General features: G+C 61.1%; 22 protein-coding genes. 13 read left to right on the plus strand and 9 right to left on the minus strand.

Annotated features, from left to right (window positions below; translation table 11 throughout):
- The 7 genes from VKV28_03670 to VKV28_03700 form a co-directional block, all read left to right on the plus strand.
- Positions 1-1,094: hypothetical protein (locus VKV28_03670; protein HLH75887.1), on the plus strand; the 1,094-nt coding region annotated here is incomplete at its 5' end.
- Between the two features lie 29 nt (positions 1,095-1,123).
- On the plus strand, positions 1,124-1,729 hold the full coding sequence (locus VKV28_03675; GenBank protein HLH75888.1) for a YceI family protein: 606 nt from the start codon (positions 1,124-1,126) through the stop codon (positions 1,727-1,729).
- Positions 1,730-1,753: 24 nt separating this feature from the next.
- Positions 1,754-2,131, plus strand: a complete 378-nt coding sequence (locus VKV28_03680) for a cytochrome c (GenBank protein ID HLH75889.1) — start codon at positions 1,754-1,756, stop codon at positions 2,129-2,131.
- Between the two features lie 80 nt (positions 2,132-2,211).
- Positions 2,212-3,432, plus strand: a complete 1,221-nt coding sequence (locus VKV28_03685; GenBank protein ID HLH75890.1) for a hypothetical protein — start codon at positions 2,212-2,214, stop codon at positions 3,430-3,432.
- Between the two features lie 31 nt (positions 3,433-3,463).
- A complete protein-coding gene (locus tag VKV28_03690) occupies positions 3,464-4,354 on the plus strand; it encodes a phosphatase PAP2 family protein (protein ID HLH75891.1) in 891 nt (296 codons plus the stop codon).
- Between the two features lie 213 nt (positions 4,355-4,567).
- Positions 4,568-5,035: a hypothetical protein gene (locus tag VKV28_03695; protein HLH75892.1), complete on the plus strand. Its 468-nt coding sequence runs from the start codon at positions 4,568-4,570 to the stop codon at positions 5,033-5,035.
- A gap of 111 nt (positions 5,036-5,146) precedes the next feature.
- Positions 5,147-5,500, plus strand: a complete 354-nt coding sequence (locus VKV28_03700) for a glycine zipper domain-containing protein (protein HLH75893.1) — start codon at positions 5,147-5,149, stop codon at positions 5,498-5,500.
- 92 nt (positions 5,501-5,592) lie between these two features.
- Here the strand turns inward: VKV28_03700 and VKV28_03705 are convergent, their stop codons facing one another.
- The 4 genes from VKV28_03705 to VKV28_03720 all read right to left on the minus strand — a co-directional run bounded on the left by VKV28_03705 (position 5,593) and on the right by VKV28_03720 (position 10,007).
- A complete protein-coding gene (locus tag VKV28_03705) occupies positions 5,593-6,579 on the minus strand; it encodes a hypothetical protein (protein ID HLH75894.1) in 987 nt (328 codons plus the stop codon).
- Between the two features lie 146 nt (positions 6,580-6,725).
- Positions 6,726-7,982: an MFS transporter gene (locus VKV28_03710; GenBank protein HLH75895.1), complete on the minus strand. Its 1,257-nt coding sequence runs from the start codon at positions 7,980-7,982 to the stop codon at positions 6,726-6,728.
- A 36-nt stretch (positions 7,983-8,018) separates the two neighbouring features.
- Positions 8,019-8,564 carry a manganese efflux pump gene (locus tag VKV28_03715; protein HLH75896.1) on the minus strand — a complete coding sequence of 182 codons (546 nt, stop codon included), beginning with the start codon at positions 8,562-8,564 and terminating at the stop codon, positions 8,019-8,021.
- 279 nt (positions 8,565-8,843) lie between these two features.
- Positions 8,844-10,007, minus strand: coding sequence for a cobalamin-independent methionine synthase II family protein (locus VKV28_03720; protein HLH75897.1), 1,164 nt, complete (start codon positions 10,005-10,007; stop codon positions 8,844-8,846).
- A 284-nt stretch (positions 10,008-10,291) separates the two neighbouring features.
- Between VKV28_03720 and groES the strand changes: the two genes are divergently transcribed.
- The 6 genes from groES (at position 10,292) to VKV28_03750 (ending at position 16,179) form a co-directional block, all read left to right on the plus strand.
- Positions 10,292-10,579, plus strand: coding sequence for a co-chaperone GroES (groES, locus tag VKV28_03725; protein ID HLH75898.1), 288 nt, complete (start codon positions 10,292-10,294; stop codon positions 10,577-10,579).
- 49 nt (positions 10,580-10,628) lie between these two features.
- Positions 10,629-12,248 (plus strand): chaperonin GroEL, encoded by a 1,620-nt coding sequence (gene groL, locus VKV28_03730; GenBank protein HLH75899.1) that lies wholly within the window; start codon positions 10,629-10,631, stop codon positions 12,246-12,248.
- A gap of 186 nt (positions 12,249-12,434) precedes the next feature.
- On the plus strand, positions 12,435-13,439 hold the full coding sequence (aroF, locus tag VKV28_03735) for a 3-deoxy-7-phosphoheptulonate synthase (protein ID HLH75900.1): 1,005 nt from the start codon (positions 12,435-12,437) through the stop codon (positions 13,437-13,439).
- 39 nt (positions 13,440-13,478) lie between these two features.
- Entirely contained in the window at positions 13,479-14,873 is a 1,395-nt protein-coding gene (locus VKV28_03740; protein ID HLH75901.1) for a Rieske 2Fe-2S domain-containing protein, read from the plus strand.
- On the plus strand, positions 14,863-15,336 hold the full coding sequence (locus VKV28_03745) for an aromatic-ring-hydroxylating dioxygenase subunit beta (protein ID HLH75902.1): 474 nt from the start codon (positions 14,863-14,865) through the stop codon (positions 15,334-15,336). The genes VKV28_03740 and VKV28_03745 overlap by 11 nt, the downstream gene beginning before the upstream one ends.
- A gap of 216 nt (positions 15,337-15,552) precedes the next feature.
- Positions 15,553-16,179: an HAD family hydrolase gene (locus VKV28_03750; GenBank protein HLH75903.1), complete on the plus strand. Its 627-nt coding sequence runs from the start codon at positions 15,553-15,555 to the stop codon at positions 16,177-16,179.
- Between the two features lie 4 nt (positions 16,180-16,183).
- Here the strand turns inward: VKV28_03750 and VKV28_03755 are convergent, their stop codons facing one another.
- From VKV28_03755 to VKV28_03775, 5 genes are all read right to left on the minus strand, one after another.
- Positions 16,184-17,170: a DUF445 family protein gene (locus VKV28_03755; protein ID HLH75904.1), complete on the minus strand. Its 987-nt coding sequence runs from the start codon at positions 17,168-17,170 to the stop codon at positions 16,184-16,186.
- Between the two features lie 52 nt (positions 17,171-17,222).
- A complete protein-coding gene (locus VKV28_03760) occupies positions 17,223-20,312 on the minus strand; it encodes a CusA/CzcA family heavy metal efflux RND transporter (GenBank protein ID HLH75905.1) in 3,090 nt (1,029 codons plus the stop codon).
- A 9-nt stretch (positions 20,313-20,321) separates the two neighbouring features.
- Positions 20,322-21,416 carry an efflux RND transporter periplasmic adaptor subunit gene (locus VKV28_03765; protein ID HLH75906.1) on the minus strand — a complete coding sequence of 365 codons (1,095 nt, stop codon included), beginning with the start codon at positions 21,414-21,416 and terminating at the stop codon, positions 20,322-20,324.
- Between the two features lie 181 nt (positions 21,417-21,597).
- The gene (locus VKV28_03770) at positions 21,598-21,960 is read right to left on the minus strand and encodes a hypothetical protein (GenBank protein HLH75907.1); all 363 of its coding nucleotides are present in this window, start codon (positions 21,958-21,960) and stop codon (positions 21,598-21,600) included.
- 174 nt (positions 21,961-22,134) lie between these two features.
- Complete coding sequence (locus VKV28_03775) at positions 22,135-23,166, minus strand: NHL repeat-containing protein (protein ID HLH75908.1); 1,032 nt, start codon at positions 23,164-23,166, stop codon at positions 22,135-22,137.
- Positions 23,167-23,260 lie beyond the last annotated feature (94 nt).

Consider the following 23,260-nt stretch of genomic DNA (forward strand, 5'->3'; position numbering starts at 1 on the left):
CTGCCGCTATCGAGGCCCGGTTACAGGGGCTGACGGTAGTGGTTGCCGATCGGGCGAGCCAGGGGCCGATCGATAAGCCGTGCGGGGAAGGGGTTTTGCCGGATGGAGTAACAGCTCTGGCGCGGTGGGGAATCTTTCCCCATCCCTCCATCGCCTTCCCCTTTCAAGGCATCCGCTTCATCGATTGCCCTTCGGCGATCCAAGCCGAAGCCTACTTTCCCACCCATCCCGGACTGGGCATCCGGCGCGACGTGCTTCATCGCTTGCTGCTCCAACGCGCCACGGAGTTGGGCGTGAACATGCGTTGGGGTGCCAAGGTGCACGACCGCGGCGGCCAACTACACCTTGGCGGCGAGCGGATCGCGGCGGGAGCGATTGTGGCCGCCGATGGACTTAACTCGCGCATGCGTCAATGGGCCGGGATCTCCGCACGCGTGCAGCGGCGGCGGCTTGGCTTTCGCCAACATTTCGGGCTAGCTCCCTGGACCGATCTAGTTGAAGTCTATTGGCACCGCCGCGGCCAGGCTTACGTAACACCAGTGGCACCGCGCACGATTTGTATCGCGGTAGTGGCCGACCCACCAGGACTGCACATTAACGAACTGGCGGCCTGCTTCCCCGCGCTCGCCGCACGCTTGGCGCGTGCGCCTCGGCTCGGCGCGCTCGCCGCCGCTGCCACCTACACCACCCACGTAGGCCGCGTGGCTGGACCGAAAATGGCTTTGGTAGGCGATGCCTCGGGTGCGGTGGACGCGATCTCCGGTGCGGGTCTATCCCTGGCTTTCGCTCAAGCCCGAGTGCTCGGCCCGGCCCTGAGCCAGGGCGAATTGGCCACTTACCAGCGCCACCATCGTCGGTTGAACACACCGGCGCGGCGGATGGCGCGGCTTTTGCTGCTTATGGGCGATCACGGCTGGCTACGACGCCGGGTGCTGGCGGTTTTGGCGAGTAATCCGGCGATCATGACTCGCCTGCTTGCCGACCACGCCGAGCGCCAGCCGCGCGGCACCATTGACCTGGTCGCCATGGCCGCCCTGGGTTGGCGACTGTTGACTGCGGCTCCTGGGAGCCCTGGCTTATCGGTAAGCAATTGATGCGTTGCACTCCCACGCTTTGTGTTCTTTTGACCTCACTCGTGCTGGCCGCTGGGGCGGCTCGGGCGGCATCGTCCATCGCGCTGCTCGAACTCGATCCGGCAAAGACCCATGTCAATTTCACTCTGAACACCACCGTGCATACAGTGCACGGAAGCTTTCAGCTCAAGCGCGGGACGATCTGGCTCGATCCTGCTACCGGAAGCGCGCAGGGCGCATTGGTGGTCGACGCGGATAGCGGTCAAAGCGGAGACGGTCTGCGCGACGCGAGGATGCGCAGCAGCATCCTGGAGACCAGCCACTTTCCGGAAGTCACCTTTATTCCCCAACAGGTTCAGTTCTTGGGCCCGCCACAGGGCGATTTTCGCGCCCGTTTGCGCGGTTTGATGAGACTGCACGGAACCTCTCATCCGATGACTATCGAATTGCTGGTGCATAACGAGCGCGACTTGATCAGCGCCAAAACCCGTTTCGTGATTCCCTATGTCGCTTGGGGCCTCGAAGACCCCAGCGTGTTGTTTTTAAAAGTGAGCCCGGCCGTGACCATCGACGTTCAGGCCCATGGACAGGTGCGCTGGCAGGCCAGAGGTCCGGCCGCACATAAGGTTCTGCTATATGATTCCAGCTCACCTTGAGCCTGAGACGACGGAGCCTCACCCATGAGCCGGCTGACATTACCCGCAGTCCTGATTACCTTGCTTCTCGTTGGCGCGCCCTCGGCACGGGCTCAGCCGGCCACCCAGGCTGATCAAGGGCACCAGCTCTTCGAGCAACATTGCGCTTCCTGTCACGGCAATGACGGACGGGGCAACGGATTTGCCATCACGGTGCTGGCCATGACCGGTCTAGTCAGGCGTCCGGTCGATTTCACCAACGCCGCCGCGATGAAGAGGTGGACGGACGAACAACTCGCTCAAGTGATTGGCAAAGGTGGAAAGGCGACGGGCAAGTCCAGTGCGATGCCGGCCTATGGCGACAAACTTACCGCTCACGACATTGCAGATTTGGTAGTTTATATTCGTTCGCTTTCTAAATAAGTCACCGCTCTCGGACGATTACTCAAATACGGCGCACCCCGGCTGACTAATTCGGCGGCGGTCGCCGAAGGCGGAAAAATATGACGATCGTATCAGCCACATCGGTCGTCTACGAAGCAACGCTCATCGCGCTGACTATTACCTTGACGTGGGGAGTCGATACGAACGCACAAATCGCCTCCTCCGGACCGGCTACATCGTCCTTTGCTTCAGTGGTACAGGAACGCGACGCCACCATCGAGGGCGGCGCGATCGGCGCCGTTGCAGGCGCCTATGCGGCGGCTTGGCCGGTGTTCGCGCAAGGCGCTGGCGCTGGCCGTGGCGGCGCCCTGCCCTGGATGGCGGCCGGCGCGGCGATCGGCGCGCTAGTAGGCGGCGCCGCAGGTTATTCAGTCGAACATCGCTGGCCGTGGTTTTTGACGACGCCGCGCCTGCCAGTCCTCGGCTCCGGCCCCAGTTTGCTCAGCCCAACGCGCGGTCAGATTGACCTGCAAGTGGAAGGGATGTTCGGCTTCACCGGACCGGGCAGCTTGGTGCGGGTGCGGGAATTCTCGCTTCAGGGAACCGGACTTGAGTTCGGCAACCTGGGCTTGAGCCAAGAGCAGATTCCTAGCCTCGATCTGCGCTACTGGATAAGCGAGCGTAGTGCCTTTCATTTTCGCTTTCGTTATTTCGCGATTGGCGGTAGCCACTTTCTCAGTTCGCCGGCCTATTTCAACGGCGCGACCCTCGCCGGCAACCAGACCCTTGACACCAGTCCTGACTGGTACGCGGGCGGCTTCTACTATGAGCATTCCTTCCGTTCCTGGTACGCCCCGTACGAATCCCGCGCGCCGCGCTGGCTTCAGCGTTGGGACGTGCGGGGCCTGGTCGGGATCGATTTCACCTACATCAATTTTGTAATTGACGGCGGCCACGCGCCGGTAGTGGCGAACTCGCACGGTAAAGAAACCAAAGAGGATTTCTATCATCAGTCGATGCCGATGCCGACGATCGGAGTGGAGGCCTACCGGCCGCTGTCGGAAAATTTTTACTTCAACGGCGTAATTCAGGGTAATTGGATCAATCGCTGGAACTCCTTGCGTAACGAAGGTGGCACGGTGTGGGCAGCCCAAAGCAACATCGAAGCCCATCTGCGCATTTACTTTTATAAACCCGACCTGCTCGGTCCGTTTCAGCCTATGGTGGGGTTTTTCTATTACTACTATCGTCAGCTGGAAACCTCTAGCGAGGACGGTAATTTTCTGCGCTGGTCGGCGTTTGGACCCGAGATCGGCCTCGACGTCAGTTTCGATACTTAAAGTTTCGATACCTAAATTCAGGAAGGCAAGCATGACAGCGTGTAAGAGACGTCCCCAGACCGTGCTTTGCGGCGCACTCGTTCTAACCCTGATCGCAGCGAGCGCGCAGGCCCAGAGCATTCCCCCGCCGCCCAAATTGTCTACCGTAGGCTCCGAACTCGGCTCGGATTTCAAATACCTGGTCAACAACGTCAGCGAGGACGCGATCGATGTGGTTAGGTCACCATTGCATATCAAGGATACCGAAAGCTGGATCAGCAACCCGCGCTTTTACCTAATTGTGGGAGGGTCGTTGGCCTTATTTGGCGGCGCCTTCGCGATGGATAAGGTGATGAAAGCCAACCTGCGCAGCATGTCCCCCAGTGACGCCACCTTATTGCAGGATATCAGCTATGATTCGGTCAGCGTGGGCACTGGTCTGATGTACGCCTGGGGGCTCTACAGCGGCGACGCGCGGGCGCGTCAATACGCTATCACGGCCGGAGAAGGCGCCGGCGTGGCCACCTTGGCGGATATAGGTATCAAGGCCGCCTTCGGCCGCTTGCGCCCGCGCCAGAGCTCCAGCCATTTGGCATTTTTCGACGGCGGCGCTTCCTTTGTATCCGGCGACGTCACCCCCATGTTCGCCCTGGCAACCGGCGTAAGCGAATACTTCGACAATCGCTGGTATGTGGCGACACCGGTTTACTCGCTGGCCCTGCTCGATGGCTTCGGCCGCATGGGGCACAACGCCCATTGGTTCTCCGACGTCGTGGGCGCGGCCTTGCTCGGCACCGGTACCACCGAATTGCTGTTGTGGATGCATAAGCGGCACGAAATAGATCCGCATCGGTTCAAGATCTTTGCGGTTTCGGCGCCCACTCCAACCACCGCCCAGGGGAATGTCATGCCCACCGGTATGGGCTTTGCGTTTGCCTGGTAGTAAACAAGCAACCCATGAAGGGCGCTTGGGGGAGTCTTCAAACCCAGCTGGGTACCCTTCTTCAACAAAATCCCAGCGCTGAGCAGATTTAACATAGCGGTCAACGAAAAAGCTTGCGCGCGCGTCTAAGCTGACGTACGACCCGATCGGCGGCTGCGTGCAATACCGAGTCGGGCGTTAGCGAGGACCAAAAAATCGAGGAATGAGATGAGGATGCCAAGGTCTGGACCGGTGAACGAGTACGAAGCAGCCGAAGAGCCAAGCCCGTTGACCGCGATAGCGGATGAAGCGTGGCCGGCGGCAGTCACCCCTGAATTGCTGCTTCCAGTGCAATACTTCGCACGGCTGCGCCGCCGCCACGCGCTTGACGGCGAGCGGCTCCTGATGCTCAGTGTACTCGACGACGCGATCGCTTGTTTGATCGCCCGGCCGCGGCTGGGCGATGCCAAAGCCCAGCGCTTGGCGGCAGAGGCCAAGGCCTGGGTCGATCTGCACGACAGCGCATGGCTGTTTTCCTTCGATAACATTTGCGCCGCCCTCGACCTTGACCCCGATTATCTGCGCGCACGCTTGCGTCACTGGCAGGAACGGTGCGCGGACGAATCCTCGACCAGTCCGGCTACTGCTACCCGGCGCCGGAGCCGGCGAAAAGTCTGCTCCCCTGTAATCAGCGTGGGTTGAGAGCAAAGCTCGCCGGCTGATTGGCTCAGGCCTGCAGTAAACGACTCCCGAGCCTGCCGCGTCAAAATAGACGGCGGAAGTTGAAGTTTGGGCCGCCGGGGAGCCATCGATATGAAGCTGGGCCAGGCGCGATTTTGGATAATCACGGCAGCTTTGGCGATCACTCTGACTGGACTGGGATGTTCCTCCCAACCCATGACGACCGGCGAGGCGGGAACCCTGGGCGGCGGTGTGCTGGGAGGCGGAGCCGGCGCGCTGATCGGCGCCGCGGTCGGCCATCCGCTGGTGGGAGCCTTGCTCGGCGGCGCGCTAGGCGCCGGCGGAGGCTACATGGTGGGTAATTCAATGCAAAACCAGCAAGCTCAGCAGGCGCAGGCCCAGAATCAACTCGAGCAGCAACAACAGGAAATCGAGCGGCAACGCCAGGAACTGGAGCAGTTACGCACTCAGCAGGAAAGCGAATAACAGCTAAGGCTAAGACTTCGGCGCAGGCATCCGTGAGGTCGTACGAAGTTCCTGCGCTCAGACGACCAGCGCTCGCGTCACCTGCGGTGAAATTACCAACCGGCGAAGAACAAGCCCACACCGGTGCCGGCCGGGGTGCGATAGATTGCCAGATATTCGCTCCATCGAATAGAACGATCTCCCAGCATCCCACCCAGTGTTATGTAAATGCGCAATTGCCCGTTTTGCCCATTGAGGTTGCTCACCGGTACGCCGCGCAATAGCTCGGGCTTGCCTTCGCGCAACCCCCGCACTACCTGACCGTCGAGAGGTTCGTTGACTGTGAAATGGCACAGCGAGGCCGATGATACTATGGCCACTCGCGTTCGCCCCGCAACGCCATCCAGTGCCGCGGCCAGTGCTTGTCCGATCGCATAACAGCGGGCCGGCGGAGGGATATTAGGTTCCATCATCACGTTGATCGCGATCGGCACCACCGGGGTGGGGTTGGCGCCGAGAAGCCGCATTGCCGGGTAGGTAAAGATGTGGCCGAAGCCCAGGTTGGCCGGATTGGGCAATTCCTCGGAGTAGGCCACGTCGGCCTGGATGGCCAGGCGCGCCGCCAACTCGCGCGCGAAAGTGCTGGCGACGGGAAACTCGCGCTGACGATCCTGACCCCAGCCCGCGGCCTGATCACGCATCCAGGCCGGCGCGTCGGGCGGCAGCGGATGGCCGCGCGCGATCATTTTGGGCCCGCCGAATATGTACAGGCTGGGCTGATTGTCCAACCCGAACAGATCACGCGAGACGTAACTCAAAATCACCACGACGTCCGGCTTGGCGGCGGCCAGCTCGGTGGTCTGCCGCTCCAGCGCGCGCTGAATCTGCGCGTGCTGCTGCTTGAAGTGCTCAAGGCTGGCTTCCTGAGCGTAGCGCTCGCCGTTAAGCTTAACCAATTGCTCATAGCTGATCGTGCGCCCCTGTAGATCGTAGAGCTGCGGGTTTTTCTTGTCGGTCTCGGCGTACATCAGCCATTGCTCAGGGCTGAGGATCAGCATTGGGCTGTTGGCGCTCGCAAGCGCGGTCACGATTTCGGCCATCGCTCCTCCTCTCCTTTGCATCAGACCGTACCGCCGACCCGGGGCACGGCGTTGCTCGATTGGCAGGCTATGGAAAAAGATCGCGCCTCCTGCCCCTTCTCTTATATACCCTTGGCGGAAAATCAAAGATCAAGGGAAAAAGTCAGCTAGGCACCCGCAGCCAGCGCTGGCCGGTCTACGGTATTTTCCTGAACTACGTCGTGGCCGGGCACCGGTACTACCATCCAAGTGGCTAGGATACCTAGCATGGCAAGGCTGGCCGATAAGTACAGCGCGGGAAGGTAGTTGCCGTTGAGATCAAAGATTCCCCCCGCGATTACCGGCCCCAGCGCCCCGGCCACCGATGCGAGCAAATGGAGCAGCCCCACCAGAGTGCCGAAGGAGCGCATTCCGAGCGCGTCGGCGGCGATCAGAGGGGTAATCGTGTTACCGATTGGCCCAGCAAAGGGAAACAGCAACAGATAGGCTCCCGCCCACAGCATCCCGCTGCCGTGAGGATTGGCGTGATGGAGTGCAATCAGGGCCAGACACCAAATCGCTAACGCCAGCATCATGGTGGATCGCGCTCCGATCCAATCGGCCAGCAGCCCGTTACCGACAAAGCCGATAAGCGAAAACAGGGCTTGAATGCCGAATAGGGTGGCGGCACTGCTTTCGGAAAACCCGTTGCTCACCAGGATCGGCACGGCGTGTACGAATATTAGGTACCAGGCCAGAGAAAAGCAGCAATGCAATAGCAGGATGAGCCACAAGGAGCGTGTGCGCATGGCTGCCTTCAAGGTCAGGCCGGGCTCGGCCTCGCCCAAATGCCGATTTCGGTGGCCCTCGGGAGGGAAAGTGCGGATCCATAGCAGCACGGCCGGCACTACCACGAGCAGCATCGGAATTGCCATCGCGCCCATCGCCAGGCGCCAATCGTGATGAAGCAGCAGGTGGCCAATGATTATTGGAGCGAAAAACAATCCGACCGACATCCCGCCCATGGTCGCGCCCAAAGCCAGCCCGCGGCTTTGCGCAAACCAGTTGGCAGCTACCACCGTGGTCGGGATGAGGGTGCCGGCGGCGATCCCCACTCCCACGATCGCGTAGGCCGCGGTCATTAGGCTGAGTGAATGCGCGTGGCTGGCCAACAGGTAGCCGGCAGCGGCGAACAGGGCGCCGGCGGCAAACATCCACTTGGCTTCGATCCGTTCCAGCAGCCATCCTGCCAGCGGCGACAGGAAGCCCGCGGTCAGCGCCGAGGCGAAGGCGAGTTGCGAGATTTGCGCGCGTCCGCAATGGAATTCACGCACCAGCGGCAGCAGATAAACGCCAAAAGTGCCATAGCAGGGCGCAAGCAAGAAAATCATAACTATCCACAGGCCGGCAAGAATCAGCCCGCGCTGGCGTTGCAATTGGGTCATCGAATCGACTCTTTCCGTGGCCCCTCCCAGGCACGCTTATATCAGGTGAGTACCAGCGAAGAACAAAGCTATCAGGATCAGCATCGAGCCGGCCGTCACTTCGGCGATAGTTTCGTAGCGCTCGCCCAGGCGCGCACCAAAACTGAGGCCAGTAAGGGTGAACATAGTGGTGGTGAGGGAAACCGTCAGCAGCAGGGGTGCAAGCGGAATACCCAGAGCGGGTAGCGCGATACCCACGCCCAGCGAGTCCAAGCTGATTGAGAGCGCGGCCAGCAACAGGGCCGGACCGCAACTCAAGTCGAACTTTTTGTCGCGCTCCCCCCGCCCAGCCTGGTAAACCATCAGCGCGCCGATCAGTGCGAGCAGCAGGAGGCTGGCATCGCTGGCGATTTTGCCCAACAGCACTCCTGCGCCAGTGCCCACCAGGTAGCCTAGCGCCTGCATGACGATTTCCGCGGCGGCAAAAGCTGCACCAACCTTAAGCCTGGCGCGCGGCGCAATACGGGTAACGCCGATGCCGATCGAGAGCGCCAGGACGTCGAGCCCCACCGCCACCGCCAGGGTACAGAGTTTGGCGAGCAAGCCTATCTGGTTAGTTACAGGCAAGCGGATGAAGAGACTGGGTTAAGCACCACCGCAAGTAACCTCAGCGAGCTGGGCTAAGGCGACAATAACGACACGTCGCAGGCGGTTGCACCCTCACCCGCGGCTCACGCTGGTTGCACAAAACAGGCAACCGGCGCGCAGCATCGTCCCACTCCCGCAAAGAAAAGCGGACGCGGGGGAATACAAACGCAATTAATCTTCAACACTGGCGACCGACAATTGCGACTCTGAGTGCAAGTTTATTTGGCATAAAGGCTACTGATTCCAGAGCTGACGGCTGGCCAGCCGTGCCCCCTGCGCCATCGCCTCGAACTTAGCCCAGCATATCTTGGGATCGCCGACGCGATGGCCCAGGCCGCAGTCAGTGCCAGCGATCAGGTTTTCGCGTCCCACCACTTTAGCTAGCCGCACCAGCCGCTCGGCCACCAGCTCGGGATGCTCGATAAAGTCACTGCAATGGCCGACCACCCCGGGCATCAAAATCTTGCCCTCCGGCAACTTGACCGATTCCCACACCCGCCACTCATGCTCGTGACGTGGATTGGAGCCCTCGATGGAATAGCATTGGGCACGCACGGCCAAAATCAAATCCACGATCTCGCACAACGCGATATCGTATTTGTGCGGACCGTGATAACTGCCCCAGCAGGTGTGAAAACGCACCCTATCCTCGGGCAGGTCGCGCAGCGCGTGGTTGAGCGCATCGACTCGCAGCCGGGCAAATTTGCGATAGGTCGCCACGTCCATTTCGGGGTGCATCTGCCAGGCGTCGGGCAGATCGGGATCGTCGATTTGCAAAATGAAGCCGCCCTCGACGATAGCGCGATATTCCTCGCGCATCGCCTCGGCGATCGCGGTCAGGAAGGCCTCCTGGCTGGGATAATGCTCGTTTAAAAGCCAATGCTCTATGGTACCGGGGGCCACCGATGGCAGAAAGGCGTCACTGACATCGGCCCCCGCCGTCATCAGCGCCGCTTTGAAGTTGGCCACATCGGCGGCGACCCCCTCCTGACCGATATATCGGAGCGGGCCGACACACACTGAATGAAGCGCTCCAAAGCCGCGCCCGCGCCCTGCACCGCGTTCGAAGTATTCGGGGAATTCTTGCGCATCTCGGGCATAAATGGTGATGCCACGGTTGGTGGGAGTTTCAACCTCGCGCTGCTCGACTCCCGCCATCCGCAGCCGCACATAGTTGGTAAAGTTACCTTTGGAGAATTCACCGTCATTCACGACGTCGATTCCGCACTGCACCTGCTGGCGCACCACTTCTTCAATCGCGCCGCGCAGACGCGCATTCAGCGTTGCGGCCTCAACCCTGCCACCTTCTTCTCGAGCCAGGACCAGGTCACGGACATCGCTCGGCCGGGGCAAACTGCCGGCGTGCGAGCACAGGATGCGATCGATGCTTCGTCTCATGGTGATTCTCTGACCTCAAGGCTGACCCGCGTGGTCAAAATATTAGGCTTTGCGCCGCCGCGGAATCAAATCGACCTGGCCTCCGCATCCCAAACCTGTTCACATGGGATCGAGCACGCCCTTTTTTTCGTCATTTATTCGCCTGTGATACAGGGCTGCCGGAAAAAGGCCGGTTAGCACTCTCCTATCGAGAGTGCCAGTTGACAGAAGGCAGATTATGGTTAGCTTGGGTGGCGAGTGCGGCAGCTCTGTCGCCAGCAAGCCAAGGAGGTGGTTCTTAAACCATGAAGATTAGACCGCTGGGAGATCGGATCCTGGTCAAACGGATTCAGGAGGAAGAAAAGACGAAGGGGGGAATTATTATCCCTGACACCGCCAAGGAAAAGCCCCAGGAGGGCAAAGTGGTAGCGGTGGGCAAGGGCAAGACGCTCGATGACGGCAAGGTGGTACCTCCCGACGTCAAAGCGGGGGATCGGATTTTGTTCGGCAAATATTCGGGCACCGAGGTCAAGATCGAAGGCGAAGAGCATTTGATTTTGCGCGAGGACGAGATCGTCGGAGTGCTGGAGTAAGGCGCGGCGCGCGCGGCTTAAGCTTTAAAGCGGAGGAGAGAGAATACACATGCCTGCCAAAATTGTACGTTTCGGTCAGGAGTCCCGCGAGAAGATTCTCAAGGGCGTCAATGTACTGGCCGACGCGGTCACGGTTACCCTGGGCCCCAAGGGGCGCAACGTCGTATTGGAAAAAAGCTTCGGCGCTCCCAACGTGACCAAAGACGGCGTCACGGTAGCCAAGGAGATCGAGCTCGAAGACAAGTTTGAAAACATGGGCGCCCAGATGGTCAAAGAGGTGGCCTCCAAGACCTCCGACGTAGCCGGCGACGGAACCACTTCGGCCACCGTGCTGGCGCGCGCCATTTTTACCGAGGGCATCAAGATGGTGGCGGCGGGTCACGATCCGATGTCGATCAAGCGTGGCATCGACCGTGCGGTGGAATCGGTGGTCGGCGAGCTGAAGACCATGTCCAAACCCACCAAGGATCGGCGCGAGATCGCCCAGGTCGGCACCATTTCGGCCAACAACGACTCCACTATCGGCGAAATTATCGCCGAGGCAATGGAGAAGGTGGGCAAAGAAGGGGTGATCACGGTCGAAGAAGCCAAGGGGCTGGAGACCACACTGGAAGTGGTCGAAGGGATGCAGTTTGACCGCGGCTACCTTTCGCCTTATTTCGTCACTGATCCCGAGCGAATGGAAGCCAAGCTGGAGGATGCCTACGTCCTGATTCACGAGAAGAAGATCTCGGCGATGAAGGACCTGCTGCCCATCCTGGAGGCGATCGCCAAGACCGGCAAGCCCTTCCTTCTGATTGCCGAAGATGTCGAGGGCGAGGCCCTGGCCACCCTGGTGGTCAATAAGATTCGCGGCACCCTGTCCTGCGTGGCGGTCAAGGCCCCGGGCTTTGGCGATCGGCGCAAGGCGATGCTTGAGGATATCGCGATTCTGACCGGCGGCAAGGTGATCGCCGAAGAGCTGGGGATCAAGCTGGAGAGCGTTACCCTGCACGACCTAGGCCGAGCCAAGCGGATCGTCTCCGACAAGGATAACACCACGATTATCGATGGCGCCGGCAAGAAGGCCGACATCGAGGGCCGGATCAAGCAGATTCGCGCGCAGATCGAGGAGACCACCTCGGACTATGATCGCGAAAAGCTCCAGGAGCGGCTGGCCAAGCTGGTCGGCGGCGTGGCGGTGATTCGCGTGGGCGCGGCCACCGAAGTGGAGATGAAGGAGAAAAAGGCGCGGGTCGAGGACGCCTTGCACGCCACTCGCGCGGCGGTCGAGGAAGGAGTGGTCCCCGGCGGCGGCGTTGCCCTTATTCGCTCGCTGGCGGCGCTGGACAGCCTGCGGATGTCCGACGACGAGAAGGCCGGCGTCAACATCGTGCGCAAAGCGTTAGAAGAGCCTGCCCGCTGGATCGCCACCAACGCCGGCTGGGAAGGCTCAATCGTGGTCGATAAGATCAAAAACAGCAAGGGCGCCTTCGGCTTCAACGCCTCCTCCGAGGAGTTCGAGGACCTTATGAAGGCGGGCATTATCGACCCCACCAAGGTGGTACGTAGTGCCTTGCAGAACGCCTCTTCGGTTGCCGGCTTGTTGCTGACCACCGAATGCATGGTGGCGGAAAAGGCCGAAGAAAAGCCAGCCGCGCCGGCGATGCCTCCGGGCGGCATGATGTAGCCAGGCAACCACGGCTGAATGACGGCGGCGGCACTCTTGCGGTGCCGCCGCCTTTTTTTGCCCACAAAAAGCTGCTTGACCTGGCGAAAGACCCGATGCGAAAGTTGACGCTGGTTCTTCGAACCCGCGCACAAGCGTAGAATCGAGCTTGACTTTGCCACCTGGAGCATAGGCGTGATCGTCGTTATGAAAGCGCACGCCACTCCCGACCAGATCGGGAGCGTGGTGACGCGGGTTGAACAGGCCGGCTTTCAGGCCCATCGAATCGTGGGGGTAGAACGCACGGTGGTGGCCTGTGTCGGCGAGGAACGGGGCAAGGACGAGCTGCAGCAACTGGAGCAGCTGCCCGGCGTGGACAGCGTGATGCCGGTGCTACGCCCCTTCAAGCTGGCTAGCCGTGAGCTTCATCCCGAGGGCACCAGAATTTCGGCGGGTGGGGTGGAAATCGGCGGTCCGCGAGTGGTGGTGATGGCGGGGCCATGCGCTGTGGAAAGCGGCCCGCAGGTCTCGGCGGTGGCACGCGCGGTCAAGGCGGCCGGCGCCCATATGCTGCGTGGCGGCGCCTTCAAACCCCGCACTTCGCCCTATTCCTTTCAGGGACTTGAGGACGAGGGGCTGCTGCTCCTGGAGCACGCCGGGCGCGAGAACGGCCTGCCGGTGGTGACCGAGGTCATGGACACCCACGACATCGAGCGGGTGGCCGCCCATTGCGACTTGCTGCAAGTCGGCGCCCGCAACGCGCAAAACTTCGCGCTCCTGCGTCACCTCGGCAAGATCGATAAGCCTGTCCTGCTCAAGCGCGGCATGTCCACTCGCTTGGAAGAATTCGTGATGGCTGCCGAGTACGTGCTGTCGGCCGGCAACCATCAGGTGGTGCTGTGCGAGCGCGGCATCCGCACCTTCGAGACCGCCACCCGCAACACCCTGGATTTGACCGCGGTGCCGGTGCTCAAGGAATGGACCCATTTGCCGGTCGTGATCGATCCCAGCCACGGCACGGGAATCTGGTCACTGGTCACTCCGATGGCGCTGGCGGCAGTGGCGGCGGGCGCCGACGGCCTGCTGATAGAGGTTCATCCGCAGCCCGAGCAGGCGCTCTCCGACGGCCCCCAGCAATTGCGCCCCAGTCGCTTCGCCGATTTGATGCGGGCGCTGGCACCCGTGGCCGAGGCGGTCGGCCGCCATTTATAGCCCTGGAGCTCAGCCAAGGCTCAACGAGGAGGATCGTCCGTGCGCGCCACCGCTATCAATTACCATGCCCTGGTCCAACCCGATCGCGTACATGGCAGCCTTTATACCGACCCGCGAATCTTCGCTGCAGAGCTGGAGCGAATCTTTTATCACGGCTGGGTCTACGTCGGTCACGTCGGCGAGGTTCCCGAGCCGGGCGACTTCTGCACCAAACGGATCGGCTTGCAACCGGTGCTGATGGTGCGCGACAAGAACGCGGAGGTCAACCTGTTTATCAATCGCTGCCGCCATCGCGGCGCGCAGGTCTGCGTCGATGAGCGCGGCAACTTGCCGGCGCTGCGCTGCCCATATCACGGCTGGACCTACCGACTGGATGGCAGCCTCAGCGGGGTGCCCTTTCCCGACGCTTATGACGGCACCGCCTTTCGCCGCGACCAGATGGGATTAATCAAGGTGCCGCGCGTGGAGCAGTATCGTGGCTTCGTCTTCGCCAGCCTAAGCCCCATCGGCATCACTCTGGCTCAGCATCTGGGCCGCGCGGCCGAACAAATCGATCGCTTTGTGGCCTTCTCCAGCGGCGAGGAAGTGCTGGTGAACGGAGGCGCGAGCAAGTATGACTTGCGCGCCAACTGGAAATTACCGCTCGAGAACGCGGTTGACGGCTATCACGCAATCACCCTACATGCCTCCTATATCGGCCTGCTCGAAGAACGAGCGCGAATAGCTGGCGCCGCCGACAATTACAAAGGGCAATTCGCTGGCAGCCAATTCGCCGCTACCCGCGACCTCGGCGGCGGCCACGTGATGCTCGACTACTGGAGCCGGATGTACGACGCGCTCAACGGCGAACCGCTGCCCGAGGTACGCCCCACCACCCCCGCCGGCCAGCAGCACTTTGAGGAACTGGTCCAGCGCTTTGGTCACGAACGCACCGAACACAGCCTGACCCAGGGTTTCACTCATACCGTGATTTTTCCCAACATCGCTTTAATCGGCGTGCAGATCCGAGTCATTCAACCGGTGAGTCCAGACTACACCGAGGTCTCGGCCTATCCGACCCGGCTGGCATGGCTGAGCGATGAAGTTAATGCGGCTCGACTGCGCGGTCATGAGGCATTTTTCGGCCCGGCCAGCTTCGGCGCTCCCGACGACCTCGAGATCCTGGAACGTGTGCAAAAAGGGCTAGCTGCCGATCGGCTCGACCCTTGGCTGCGCTTTTACCGCGGGACAGCGCGCGAGCGGCGCGATGTTGACGGCACCACCGTGGCCGCGCGTACCGACGAGTTGACCCAACGCGGGATTTGGGCGCAGTGGCTCGAAGTGATGAGTCAGCGGCCCACCCGTAAGCCTCGTGCCCTCAAAGACACGGGTTCCCAGATGACCGCGCGAGTGCCGGCGCCACGCCAAGCCCGAGAGCCACGTCATGACCATTGATCGCACCAGGCTAGAACGGTTCGTCTTCCACGAAGCACGCCTGATGGACGAGCACCGCTACGACGAATGGCTGACCTTGTGGGCCCAGGACGCACGCTATTGGGTGCCGGCTGGGGCTGAAGACAGCGACCCCAGCAAGGACGTATCGTTGATCTATGACGATTACGTCCGCCTCCAGGGACGCATCTCACGACTTAAAAGTGGAGTGGCCTACGCGCAGAGTCCGCGCTCGCGCTTGTGCCGGGTGATCTCCAATTTCGAGTTCGACGAGACCCCAGCAGGCGAGGTCGTGGTGCGCTCCAACTTTCTTTTGGCCGAGCAGCGTTTGGGCAAACAGGATCTGTTCGCCGGCAGTACCACCCATCATTTGCGCCCTTCGGAGGAGGGTTTCAAGATAGCCAGCAAAAAAGTGATTTTGATCAACAGCGACGCCTTTATCGACAACCTGACTTTTCTGCTGTGACGCATAAACGACTTGCGGCAACGCGGCCCTTCGCGAGGGATCTCGAGGCTGAACAAGCCCTCTTTCACCTGAAAACGTGCGTGGCAAGTTTTCAAGCGCCCGCTCTCAACTTGCGCCTTGTAGTCAAGGCGTCAGGCGCGGCGCAGTGGGCACAAAGGCGCCCCCGCCCAATCCCTTGTCCGCGTACAGAACTAAACGCCTAACCTCTTATTCGCGATGATTGAGTTTGTAATGTTTGACGCCGATGGCGTCCTGTTCGAATCAGTCCAGTCCAATATCGCCTTCTACAACGCGATTTTCGCCCAAGTCGGGCAACCCTGTCTGGAGCCGCACGAGCAAAGCCAATGCATCTTCATGGCTACCCGCGAAGTTTTCGCCCAGCGCGCGGGTGCCGACCTGCACTTGCGCGAACGGATGGCGGCGGTGGCGGCCGAGCTGGATGCGGCCCCTTTCTTTCGCCTGCTCCAACCTCCCTTCGAACTGCGTCCGTTTCTTCACCGCTTACGCCAGCGTTACAAGCTAGGTTTGGCCACCAACCGCTCCACCACCGTTCCGGCTCTAATCGAGCACCTCGACCTGCGCGATATTTTCGACGCAATCACCTGCCTGCAGGATGCGGTCGCTCCCAAACCCGCGCCCGATCTACTCAATCTGTGCATGAAGCGCGCGGGAGTCGGCGCGGCGCATGCGATTTACGTCGGCGACAGCCCCATCGATAGCGAAGCGGCCGCAGCGGCAGGAGTCGGCTTCATTGGCGTCGGTCAGCGGGTGAGCACCCCACATCGCATCGAGGCTCTGGCAGAATTGCCCGCACTCCTGGAGCGGCTGGATGCACGCGTCTAGCCGCTCAGCGTAGCAACACTGACCAGTTGATGTGCTGATGCAGTACGAAGTTGAACAGCCCGAACAGGGCACCGAAAATTGCGCCGAAGATTCCGCCGTTGACCCGAATCCAATCCAGATGGGTGCGGGTGCGGCTCTCGATCTGATGGCGGATCTGCTCGTCGTCCAGCCTCATAAGATTTTCCTTGACCATCATCGCGATTTGGCCGCGAGTCGCGGTAACCGCGTGATCGACCAGGGTATCGATAAGCCGTTCGGCGGTCCCTCGGGTCGCGCTGTGGCGCTGTTGCAGCTCTTCCCCCAGCGCGTGAATTCGCCCCTCCAACTCGCCAATCAAGGCGGCATTGGCCGGCAGGCCGACAATCAGCTCGCGCAGCTCGCCGGCGATGCGGATGCTGAGATCACGAAAAGTCAGCAGCCCCACGGAATTGGCGACCCGGACCGGGCGCGGAGCGGCGGCGCGTAGACGGGCCTCGAAGAAGTCCAGCAGTTTTTCCGATTCCACGTAACGCGCGAGGTTCTGGCACAAGCGCGAGAGCTGGCCGCCCTCCAGCAGTGAGCCGGCGGACACGCCCTCCAGATAGCGCCCCAGCCGGTTGACCAGCTTGAGCTCGCGCAGCTTGCGTTCAATCATCTCGGGCGTCAGCCACTGGGTTTCGATGGTTGCCGCGATTCCCTCGATCAGCTTCTGACGGTTGCGCGGCAGAACGCCCGAGTTGGGCAGATACCAGCGCTGTTCGAAAATCATCTTGAGCGCGATGTAATCGCACATCCCGCCCACCAATGAGGCTTCACCCACCGAGCGGGTCAGCACGCCCGCACTCCGCCAGGGGGTCAGCTCCACCACCAGCCAGCTTGCCGCGTAAACCAGCGCCGAAAGCAGCAAAGTCAAGTTGCCCTTGTGCGCCTCAATAAACGCCAGCCAGCGCGCCGGGGGCTTGCTGACTTCGATCGCCGGTCCCGCCATCAATTCCATCCTGTCACCAACCATACTATCCGATCGCACGGGCGCCGCCTGCCACTCCCGGGCGATTGAAGCAGACCTAAATTGCGACAACTGGCCCACGCTGATCGGCCAGGCGGAGGCGACGGTGAAGCAGGTAGATCAGGACGGGCTGGAAGATTCGAGTAACCAAGATGATTGCCAACGCGCCGCCGATCACGACGATCGCAAGGGGACGCTGGGTCTGGGCCCCGATGCGGGTGGAGAGCGCCGCCGGCAGCAGTCCGATGGCGTCCACCAGCGCGGTCATGATGATGGCGCGGAAGCGGCGATCGGAACCCATGACGATAGCCTCTTTGAAGCTATGCCCCTCTTCCCACAGTTGCCGGATATAGAAACTGAGCAGGATGCCGTCCATGACCGCGATGCCAAAGATGGAGATGAAACCGACCGCGGCCGAAACGCTGAAGGGCACGCCGGTCAGGTACAGAGCCACGATTCCGCCCAGGCAGGCGATCGGGACCTGGGCCATGATCACCACCGTGTCGACCAACGAGAGGGTCGCTCCGTAGAGCACGCCCGCAATGAGCAAAAGCGCGATCGGTACCACGATTTTCAGCCGCTCGTTGGCCTGGTGCAGTTCCTGCCATTCCCCGGCCCATTGCAAACTGACCTCGCGCGGCATCTTGACCTCGCGTTCGACTTGACGGCGCGCGTCTTGCACCGCGCTTTGAAAATCGCGCCCACGCACCGCGAAACGCAGCGGTACGTAGCGCTCCAACCCCTCGCGGTAAATAAACGAGGCGCCTTCGGCCACCCGAATGTCGGCGACCTGCGCCAGTGGAACGTAGCCGCCGCTGGGAAGACTGACTCGAATTTGGCGAATCGCGTCCAGGTTGGTGCGATATTGCGGTTTCCAGCGCACTACCAGGTTGAAACTGCGATCGCCCTGCAGTACCTGGGTCACGGACTGGCCGCCAATGGCGGCCTGAATCACCGCGTTAACGTCCCCCACGTTAAGCCCGTACCGTTCGCAGACCTCCCGATCGGGTGTAATCAGCACGTTGGGCTGCCCCAACGACCGATAGACCGCCAGGTCGGTGATGCCACGCACGCGGCCCATCACCCGCATCACCTGATTGGCCACCCGCTCGTCCGCCGCCAGGTCTGGACCGAAGACCTTGACCGAATTGGTCCCTTTAACTCCCGACATCGCCTCGTCAACGTTGTCTTCGATGTTTTGCGAATAGCCGAAAGACACGCCGGGAAAGGCGCGGCGCAGGCGTGCGTCCATCTGGGAGACCAACTGGACCTTGCTCAGTCCGCGCGGCCACTGTTCCTGCGGCTTGAGATCGACACTGAATTCAATGTTGAAGAAGCCAGTGGTCTCGGTCCCGTCATCGGGACGTCCCAGTTGCGAGACCACGTTGGTAACCTCGGGAAAAGAGCTGAAGACCGCGCGCATGCGGTTGGCAAGCAGCGCGCCGTGATCCAGCGATATGGTCAACGGCATCGTGGCCCGCGCCCAGATATTGCCCTCTTCCAATTTGGGTAGAAACTCGCCGCCCAGGCGGGGGAAAAGCGAGAAGCCGGCGGCAGCCAGCAGCAGGATTATGGTCAAAGTCAGGCGCGGCCAGCTGAGGGCGCGCACAAAAATCCCATGATAAAAGCGGCGCAGCCCAAGCCAGATAAAGTTGCGCCCTTCCCGGTCGCCACCTGCCAGCAGGTAGGAGGCCAGCACTGGCGAAAGCGTGATTGCCAGCACAATCGCGGTACCCAGCGCATAGGCATAGGTGTGCGACATCGGTGAAAAGATCGCCCCTTCCACGCCGCGCATCGTAAACAGCGGCAAAAAGGCGATTACGAAAATCAGGGTGGAGAAGAAAATCGCCCCGCCTACTTCCTGCGCCCCGCGCTGTACCCCCAGACCGTCGCGCGGCGTATCGGTGGCGGTCAGATGGCGATGGATGTTCTCGACCACGATCACGGTGCTGTCGATGATGATCCCGAAGTCGATGGCGCCCAGCGAAATCAGGTTGGCGGCCGTCCCGTTGTAACGCATCAGGATAAAGGCCCCGCACAGCGCCAGCGGAATATTCACCGCGGCAATCAGCGCGGCGCGCACATTGCCCAAAAAAAACACCAGCACCAAAAACACCAGCACCATTCCGACGGTTAGGTTCTCCAGTACCGTTCGCAAGGTCGTGTCAACCAGACTGGTGCGGTCGTAATAGGGCACGATGCGATAGTTGGGGGGAAGCAGGCCGTTGCGGTTGAGCTCCGCGACCTTGCGCTCGACCCCTCGCAAGGTCGGCAAAGTCTTGCCGTACTTGCGCATCAGCACGATCCCTTCGGTGACCTCGTCGCGCCCGTTCATCCCCACCGCCCCAAGACGCGGGGCATAGCCCACGCTGACATCAGCGACGTTGCGCACGCTGATTGGGGTGCCCTTGTTGGCTGATAGTACGATATCGCGGATATCGCTCAGGCTATGAATCAGGCCAATCCCACGCACATCGAAGGCCTGTTCACCCACGGTCAGGTAATTGCCGCCGGCATTGGTATTGGAGTTGGCGATCGCGCTTGTCAGCGTGGAGAGCGAAATCCCGTAGTGCTGGAGCAACTGGGGATCGACGTCGACGTGATATTCCTTGGTCAGCCCACCGAAGGTGCTGACCCCGATCACTCCGGGCACGGTCTGAAGCTGTCTGGCCACTACCCAGTCATTGATCGTTTTCTCCGCGATCATGTCGTGTTGCGGGCTTTCCACCGTGTAGCGATAGATCTCGCCGATTGGATTTTCCGGCGAAATGCCCGGCGTGATCCCCGCCGGCAGGGTCACGAAGCTGAGGTTGTTGATGACCTCCTCGCGATCCCAATAATAGTCGCTGTCCCAATCGAAATAGCAGCGAATATCGGATAGGCCGAAGAGCGAGATCGAGTCCATCCGCACCAGCCCACGTGAAGTGCTTACCGCGTATTCGATTGGCACGGTTACAATTCGCTCTACCTCCTCGGCCGACAGGCCGCTGGGCAGGGTCAAAACCTCCACCAACGGCTGCACCGGATCGGGGTAGGCTTCGATATCGAGCCGATGGAAGGAAAACATTCCCGCGACCAGCAGAGCAACGGCCAGACCCACCACCACCACACGCTGGCGCAAGGCCAATTCCATTATGGCCGGGATCATCGCGGCGCCTCAGGCACCCACGCCGTGGGCCTGATGCCACAACGTATCGACCTGGATCGACTCGCCTTCTACCACGCGGTCGCCGGCCACAAGTCCGCTGAGCACTCGCACATAACCCTCTCTGCCCCACGGACCAATAGTCACCCGGCGGCGCACCACCCGGCCCGGCGCAGTCTCGACATAGGCAAAATAGGCGTTGACATCGAAGACCAGAGCAGCCTGTGGCACCACCAGCGCCTGCCCCGGGCGTGTAACGATGCGGACCCGGGCCAGCATCTCGGGCTTTAGCTTGAGTCCGGGATTGGCCACCTGGCAGCGCAGTTGGGCCGTATGGGTATCCGGATCGATCGCCGGGCTGATGCGCGCCACCACGCCTTTGAACAGTTCACCGGGAAATGCCGGGGTTTCGGCGATGAGCTGCTGACCGACCCTCACCCGCGCCAGATCGTCCTCGTAGACGTCGGCGGTGATCCAAACCTGTTCAAGCGTGCCCACGGTAAACAGTTGATCGCCGGGATTAACCAAGGCGCCGCGCAGGACCTTTTTTTCCACCACCGTACCGGCGATTGGCGCACGCACCACGGTGGTCGCACTAGGCACACGCAACGCGGCGATCTCCTCGGGAGGCAATCCCAGCAACTCTAGTTTGCGCTGCGCCGCGGCCACCATCGAGGCTCCCAACTCACTGGCGTCAGGCCCCAACTTCATTTGCGCGGTGGCCCGCGCCTGCAGGTATTCGGCCTCGCCGGTCATATAGTCGGGACTGTAAAGCGTTACGATCGGCTGGCCTCGCCGCACGTTATCCCACTGCGACACCCACACTTGTTCGACCCGCCCGGCCACTCGCGACGCGATCGTCGCGACCCGGCGGTCGTCGAAACTAATCTTGCCCGTGGTTTCCAAAACCCCGGGCTGAAGCACATTGTGGACCTCCGCCAGGGTCAACCCCTCAATATGGGAAGGCAGCCGCATCGCCTCTATACCGTCAGGTTGACGCAGCAACTCGGGCAGGACGCTGACTTGTGGTTCCTGAGCTTGCGCGGGTTTGAGGCGCCCCCCATCGCAGCCCGCCAGCGCAAGCAGGCCGAGCAAAGTGGCAGCCATCGGCGCCGCCCACGCAATTGCTTTAAGAAGCGCCGATTTTTGGATTATTGGCACCAACCGAAACCTTCCCATACTTCGAGGTCCATAACTTATACATCCACTGGCATTTCGCTCTGCCTTGGGCACAACTGACGTAGTCGGTCGCGCCAATGCGAGCGATTTAGGGAATGAGGCGTGATTTTCAGTTCGTAGGAGGCGCGCGTTCGATGGCGAGCGCGCTGGCCGGCTCGGCAATGACAATATTGCCGGCCCAATCCTGGCACCTAGCGCAGCCACCCGCATCTGCAATCCAGGAGCGCATCGGCGCCTCCTGCCATGGCCGATGCGGACTAGCCAGCGCAATCGACGAGGGCGGTACCCCCCGCAAAGGCGCCTGGTATTGCGCTGCGCCGGGCAACAATTCGCTGGCCATCGCAATCAAGCCCGCGACTTGAAATTCCTGAGGGGCCGCAGCTACCGGCATCGGCAAGAGGGTCAGCGCGCAGGCAATCAACGCGGTCCCAAACCCTCCAACATATCGCCGCACCCCAGATGTGTGTTTCACATCGCACCCAGCTAGTCGAGTCTAACACGATTCTTCCAGACAGGGCAGGTCGCGCAGGCCCGCACGACCAACCTGCCATATCGTATATAAGCGGGTTCGACCCAGGGTCAAGCCGAGTTTTAGCCGCGCGCTTGGAGGCTTGGACTGGCCAAGACCAACCCCGCGCGGCTTCTCCTAGCCGTCAGAACTGTCATCGCCGGAGAGATCCGGAGGCGCCACGTGAAGCAGTACCGTAACGCTGTCGCTGCCGGCATTGGTCACCCACAGGTTGCCCTGCTCATCCACTGCCATGTTCTCGGGCTGCGAACCCACCGCGAAGGTGGCGATAACGGCGCCGCTGGGGCTGAGCTCCGTAACATTATTGGAGCCTTGATTGGCGACAAACACCTGCCCCTGCCCAGCCCGATCGATAGTCACCCCGCGCGGGGTCGAGCCGACTGTGAAGGTTCCCATCAGATTCCCACTCTGCGACAGCTCGGCCACCGCCGCGCTGGCCGAAACCGATTGCCACAGGTTGCCGACGAGATCGATCGCATTGCCGGTAAGTTTCTGCCCGACCACAAAGGTCCCTACAATATTACCGGCGGAGGTGATCTTGGTCACCGTGCCGCTGCTGTAACCCGCGACCCACAGGTTGTCCGAAGCATCCTCGGCAATCGCGTGCGGATTGGTATTGGAAGGCAGCGCCACCGTGGTCAAAATATTGCCGTTGGGGCTGATCTGGACCACGTTATCGGCGGCTTGATTGGTAACCCAGGCGTTGCCCTGGCTATCGAAGACGGCATGCTGGGGCTGGGTATCGCCGGGCCCAGTCTGATAGGTATTGATAACCTTGCCGCTAGCGCTAAGCACCGTAACGTTGCTGCTGCCCGTGTTCTCTACCCAGATCTGACCGCTGGTGAGCTGGCCCGCGGTCCGATTGATCTTGACCCCGTGTGGTGCGCTGCCCACGGTTATGGTCGCAATCACCGCGCCGCTTGGGGACAGCTCGGTGACCGTGTTGCTATCTTCGTTTGCGATCCAGGCGTTTCCGTCGGCGTCGATCCCGATTCCCTGGGGCAACTCACCGCCGGTGGAGAAGGTTAGGCTGGTGGGGGCCGGGGTGGAGCTACTACTGCCACTTCCGCAACCTGCCACAACCATTCCCAGTCCCGCGGCGACCGACACCACAGCCATCCAACGTGATTGAATGACAAGAGTTTTCAAGCACCCGCCCATCGCCCTCGTCTCCTTTGCCCTCGGGAAGAAAGCTTATTCTCCGAGAAAAGCGCTAGATTGTTACACTTTATGCTCGGACTAC

This window comes from Candidatus Binataceae bacterium (assembly GCA_035294265.1).
GTDB lineage: Bacteria > Desulfobacterota > Binatia > Binatales > Binataceae > DATGLK01.

Bases quoted from the DNA above. Each gene is read 5' to 3' on its own strand.
- VKV28_03680 (HLH75889.1), top strand. From the start codon at position 1,754: ATGAGCCGGCTGACATTACCCGCAGTCCTGATTACCTTGCTTCTCGTT.
- VKV28_03685 (HLH75890.1), top strand. From the start codon at position 2,212: ATGACGATCGTATCAGCCACATCGGTCGTCTACGAAGCAACGCTCATC.
- VKV28_03690 (HLH75891.1), top strand. From the start codon at position 3,464: ATGACAGCGTGTAAGAGACGTCCCCAGACCGTGCTTTGCGGCGCACTC.
- VKV28_03695 (HLH75892.1), top strand. From the start codon at position 4,568: ATGCCAAGGTCTGGACCGGTGAACGAGTACGAAGCAGCCGAAGAGCCA.
- VKV28_03700 (HLH75893.1), top strand. From the start codon at position 5,147: ATGAAGCTGGGCCAGGCGCGATTTTGGATAATCACGGCAGCTTTGGCG.
- VKV28_03705 (HLH75894.1), bottom strand. From the start codon at position 6,579: ATGGCCGAAATCGTGACCGCGCTTGCGAGCGCCAACAGCCCAATGCTG.
- VKV28_03710 (HLH75895.1), bottom strand. From the start codon at position 7,982: ATGACCCAATTGCAACGCCAGCGCGGGCTGATTCTTGCCGGCCTGTGG.
- VKV28_03720 (HLH75897.1), bottom strand. From the start codon at position 10,007: ATGAGACGAAGCATCGATCGCATCCTGTGCTCGCACGCCGGCAGTTTG.
- groES (HLH75898.1), top strand. From the start codon at position 10,292: ATGAAGATTAGACCGCTGGGAGATCGGATCCTGGTCAAACGGATTCAG.
- groL (HLH75899.1), top strand. From the start codon at position 10,629: ATGCCTGCCAAAATTGTACGTTTCGGTCAGGAGTCCCGCGAGAAGATT.
- aroF (HLH75900.1), top strand. From the start codon at position 12,435: ATGAAAGCGCACGCCACTCCCGACCAGATCGGGAGCGTGGTGACGCGG.
- VKV28_03745 (HLH75902.1), top strand. From the start codon at position 14,863: ATGACCATTGATCGCACCAGGCTAGAACGGTTCGTCTTCCACGAAGCA.
- VKV28_03750 (HLH75903.1), top strand. From the start codon at position 15,553: ATGATTGAGTTTGTAATGTTTGACGCCGATGGCGTCCTGTTCGAATCA.
- VKV28_03755 (HLH75904.1), bottom strand. From the start codon at position 17,170: ATGGTTGGTGACAGGATGGAATTGATGGCGGGACCGGCGATCGAAGTC.
- VKV28_03760 (HLH75905.1), bottom strand. From the start codon at position 20,312: ATGATCCCGGCCATAATGGAATTGGCCTTGCGCCAGCGTGTGGTGGTG.
- VKV28_03765 (HLH75906.1), bottom strand. From the start codon at position 21,416: ATGGCTGCCACTTTGCTCGGCCTGCTTGCGCTGGCGGGCTGCGATGGG.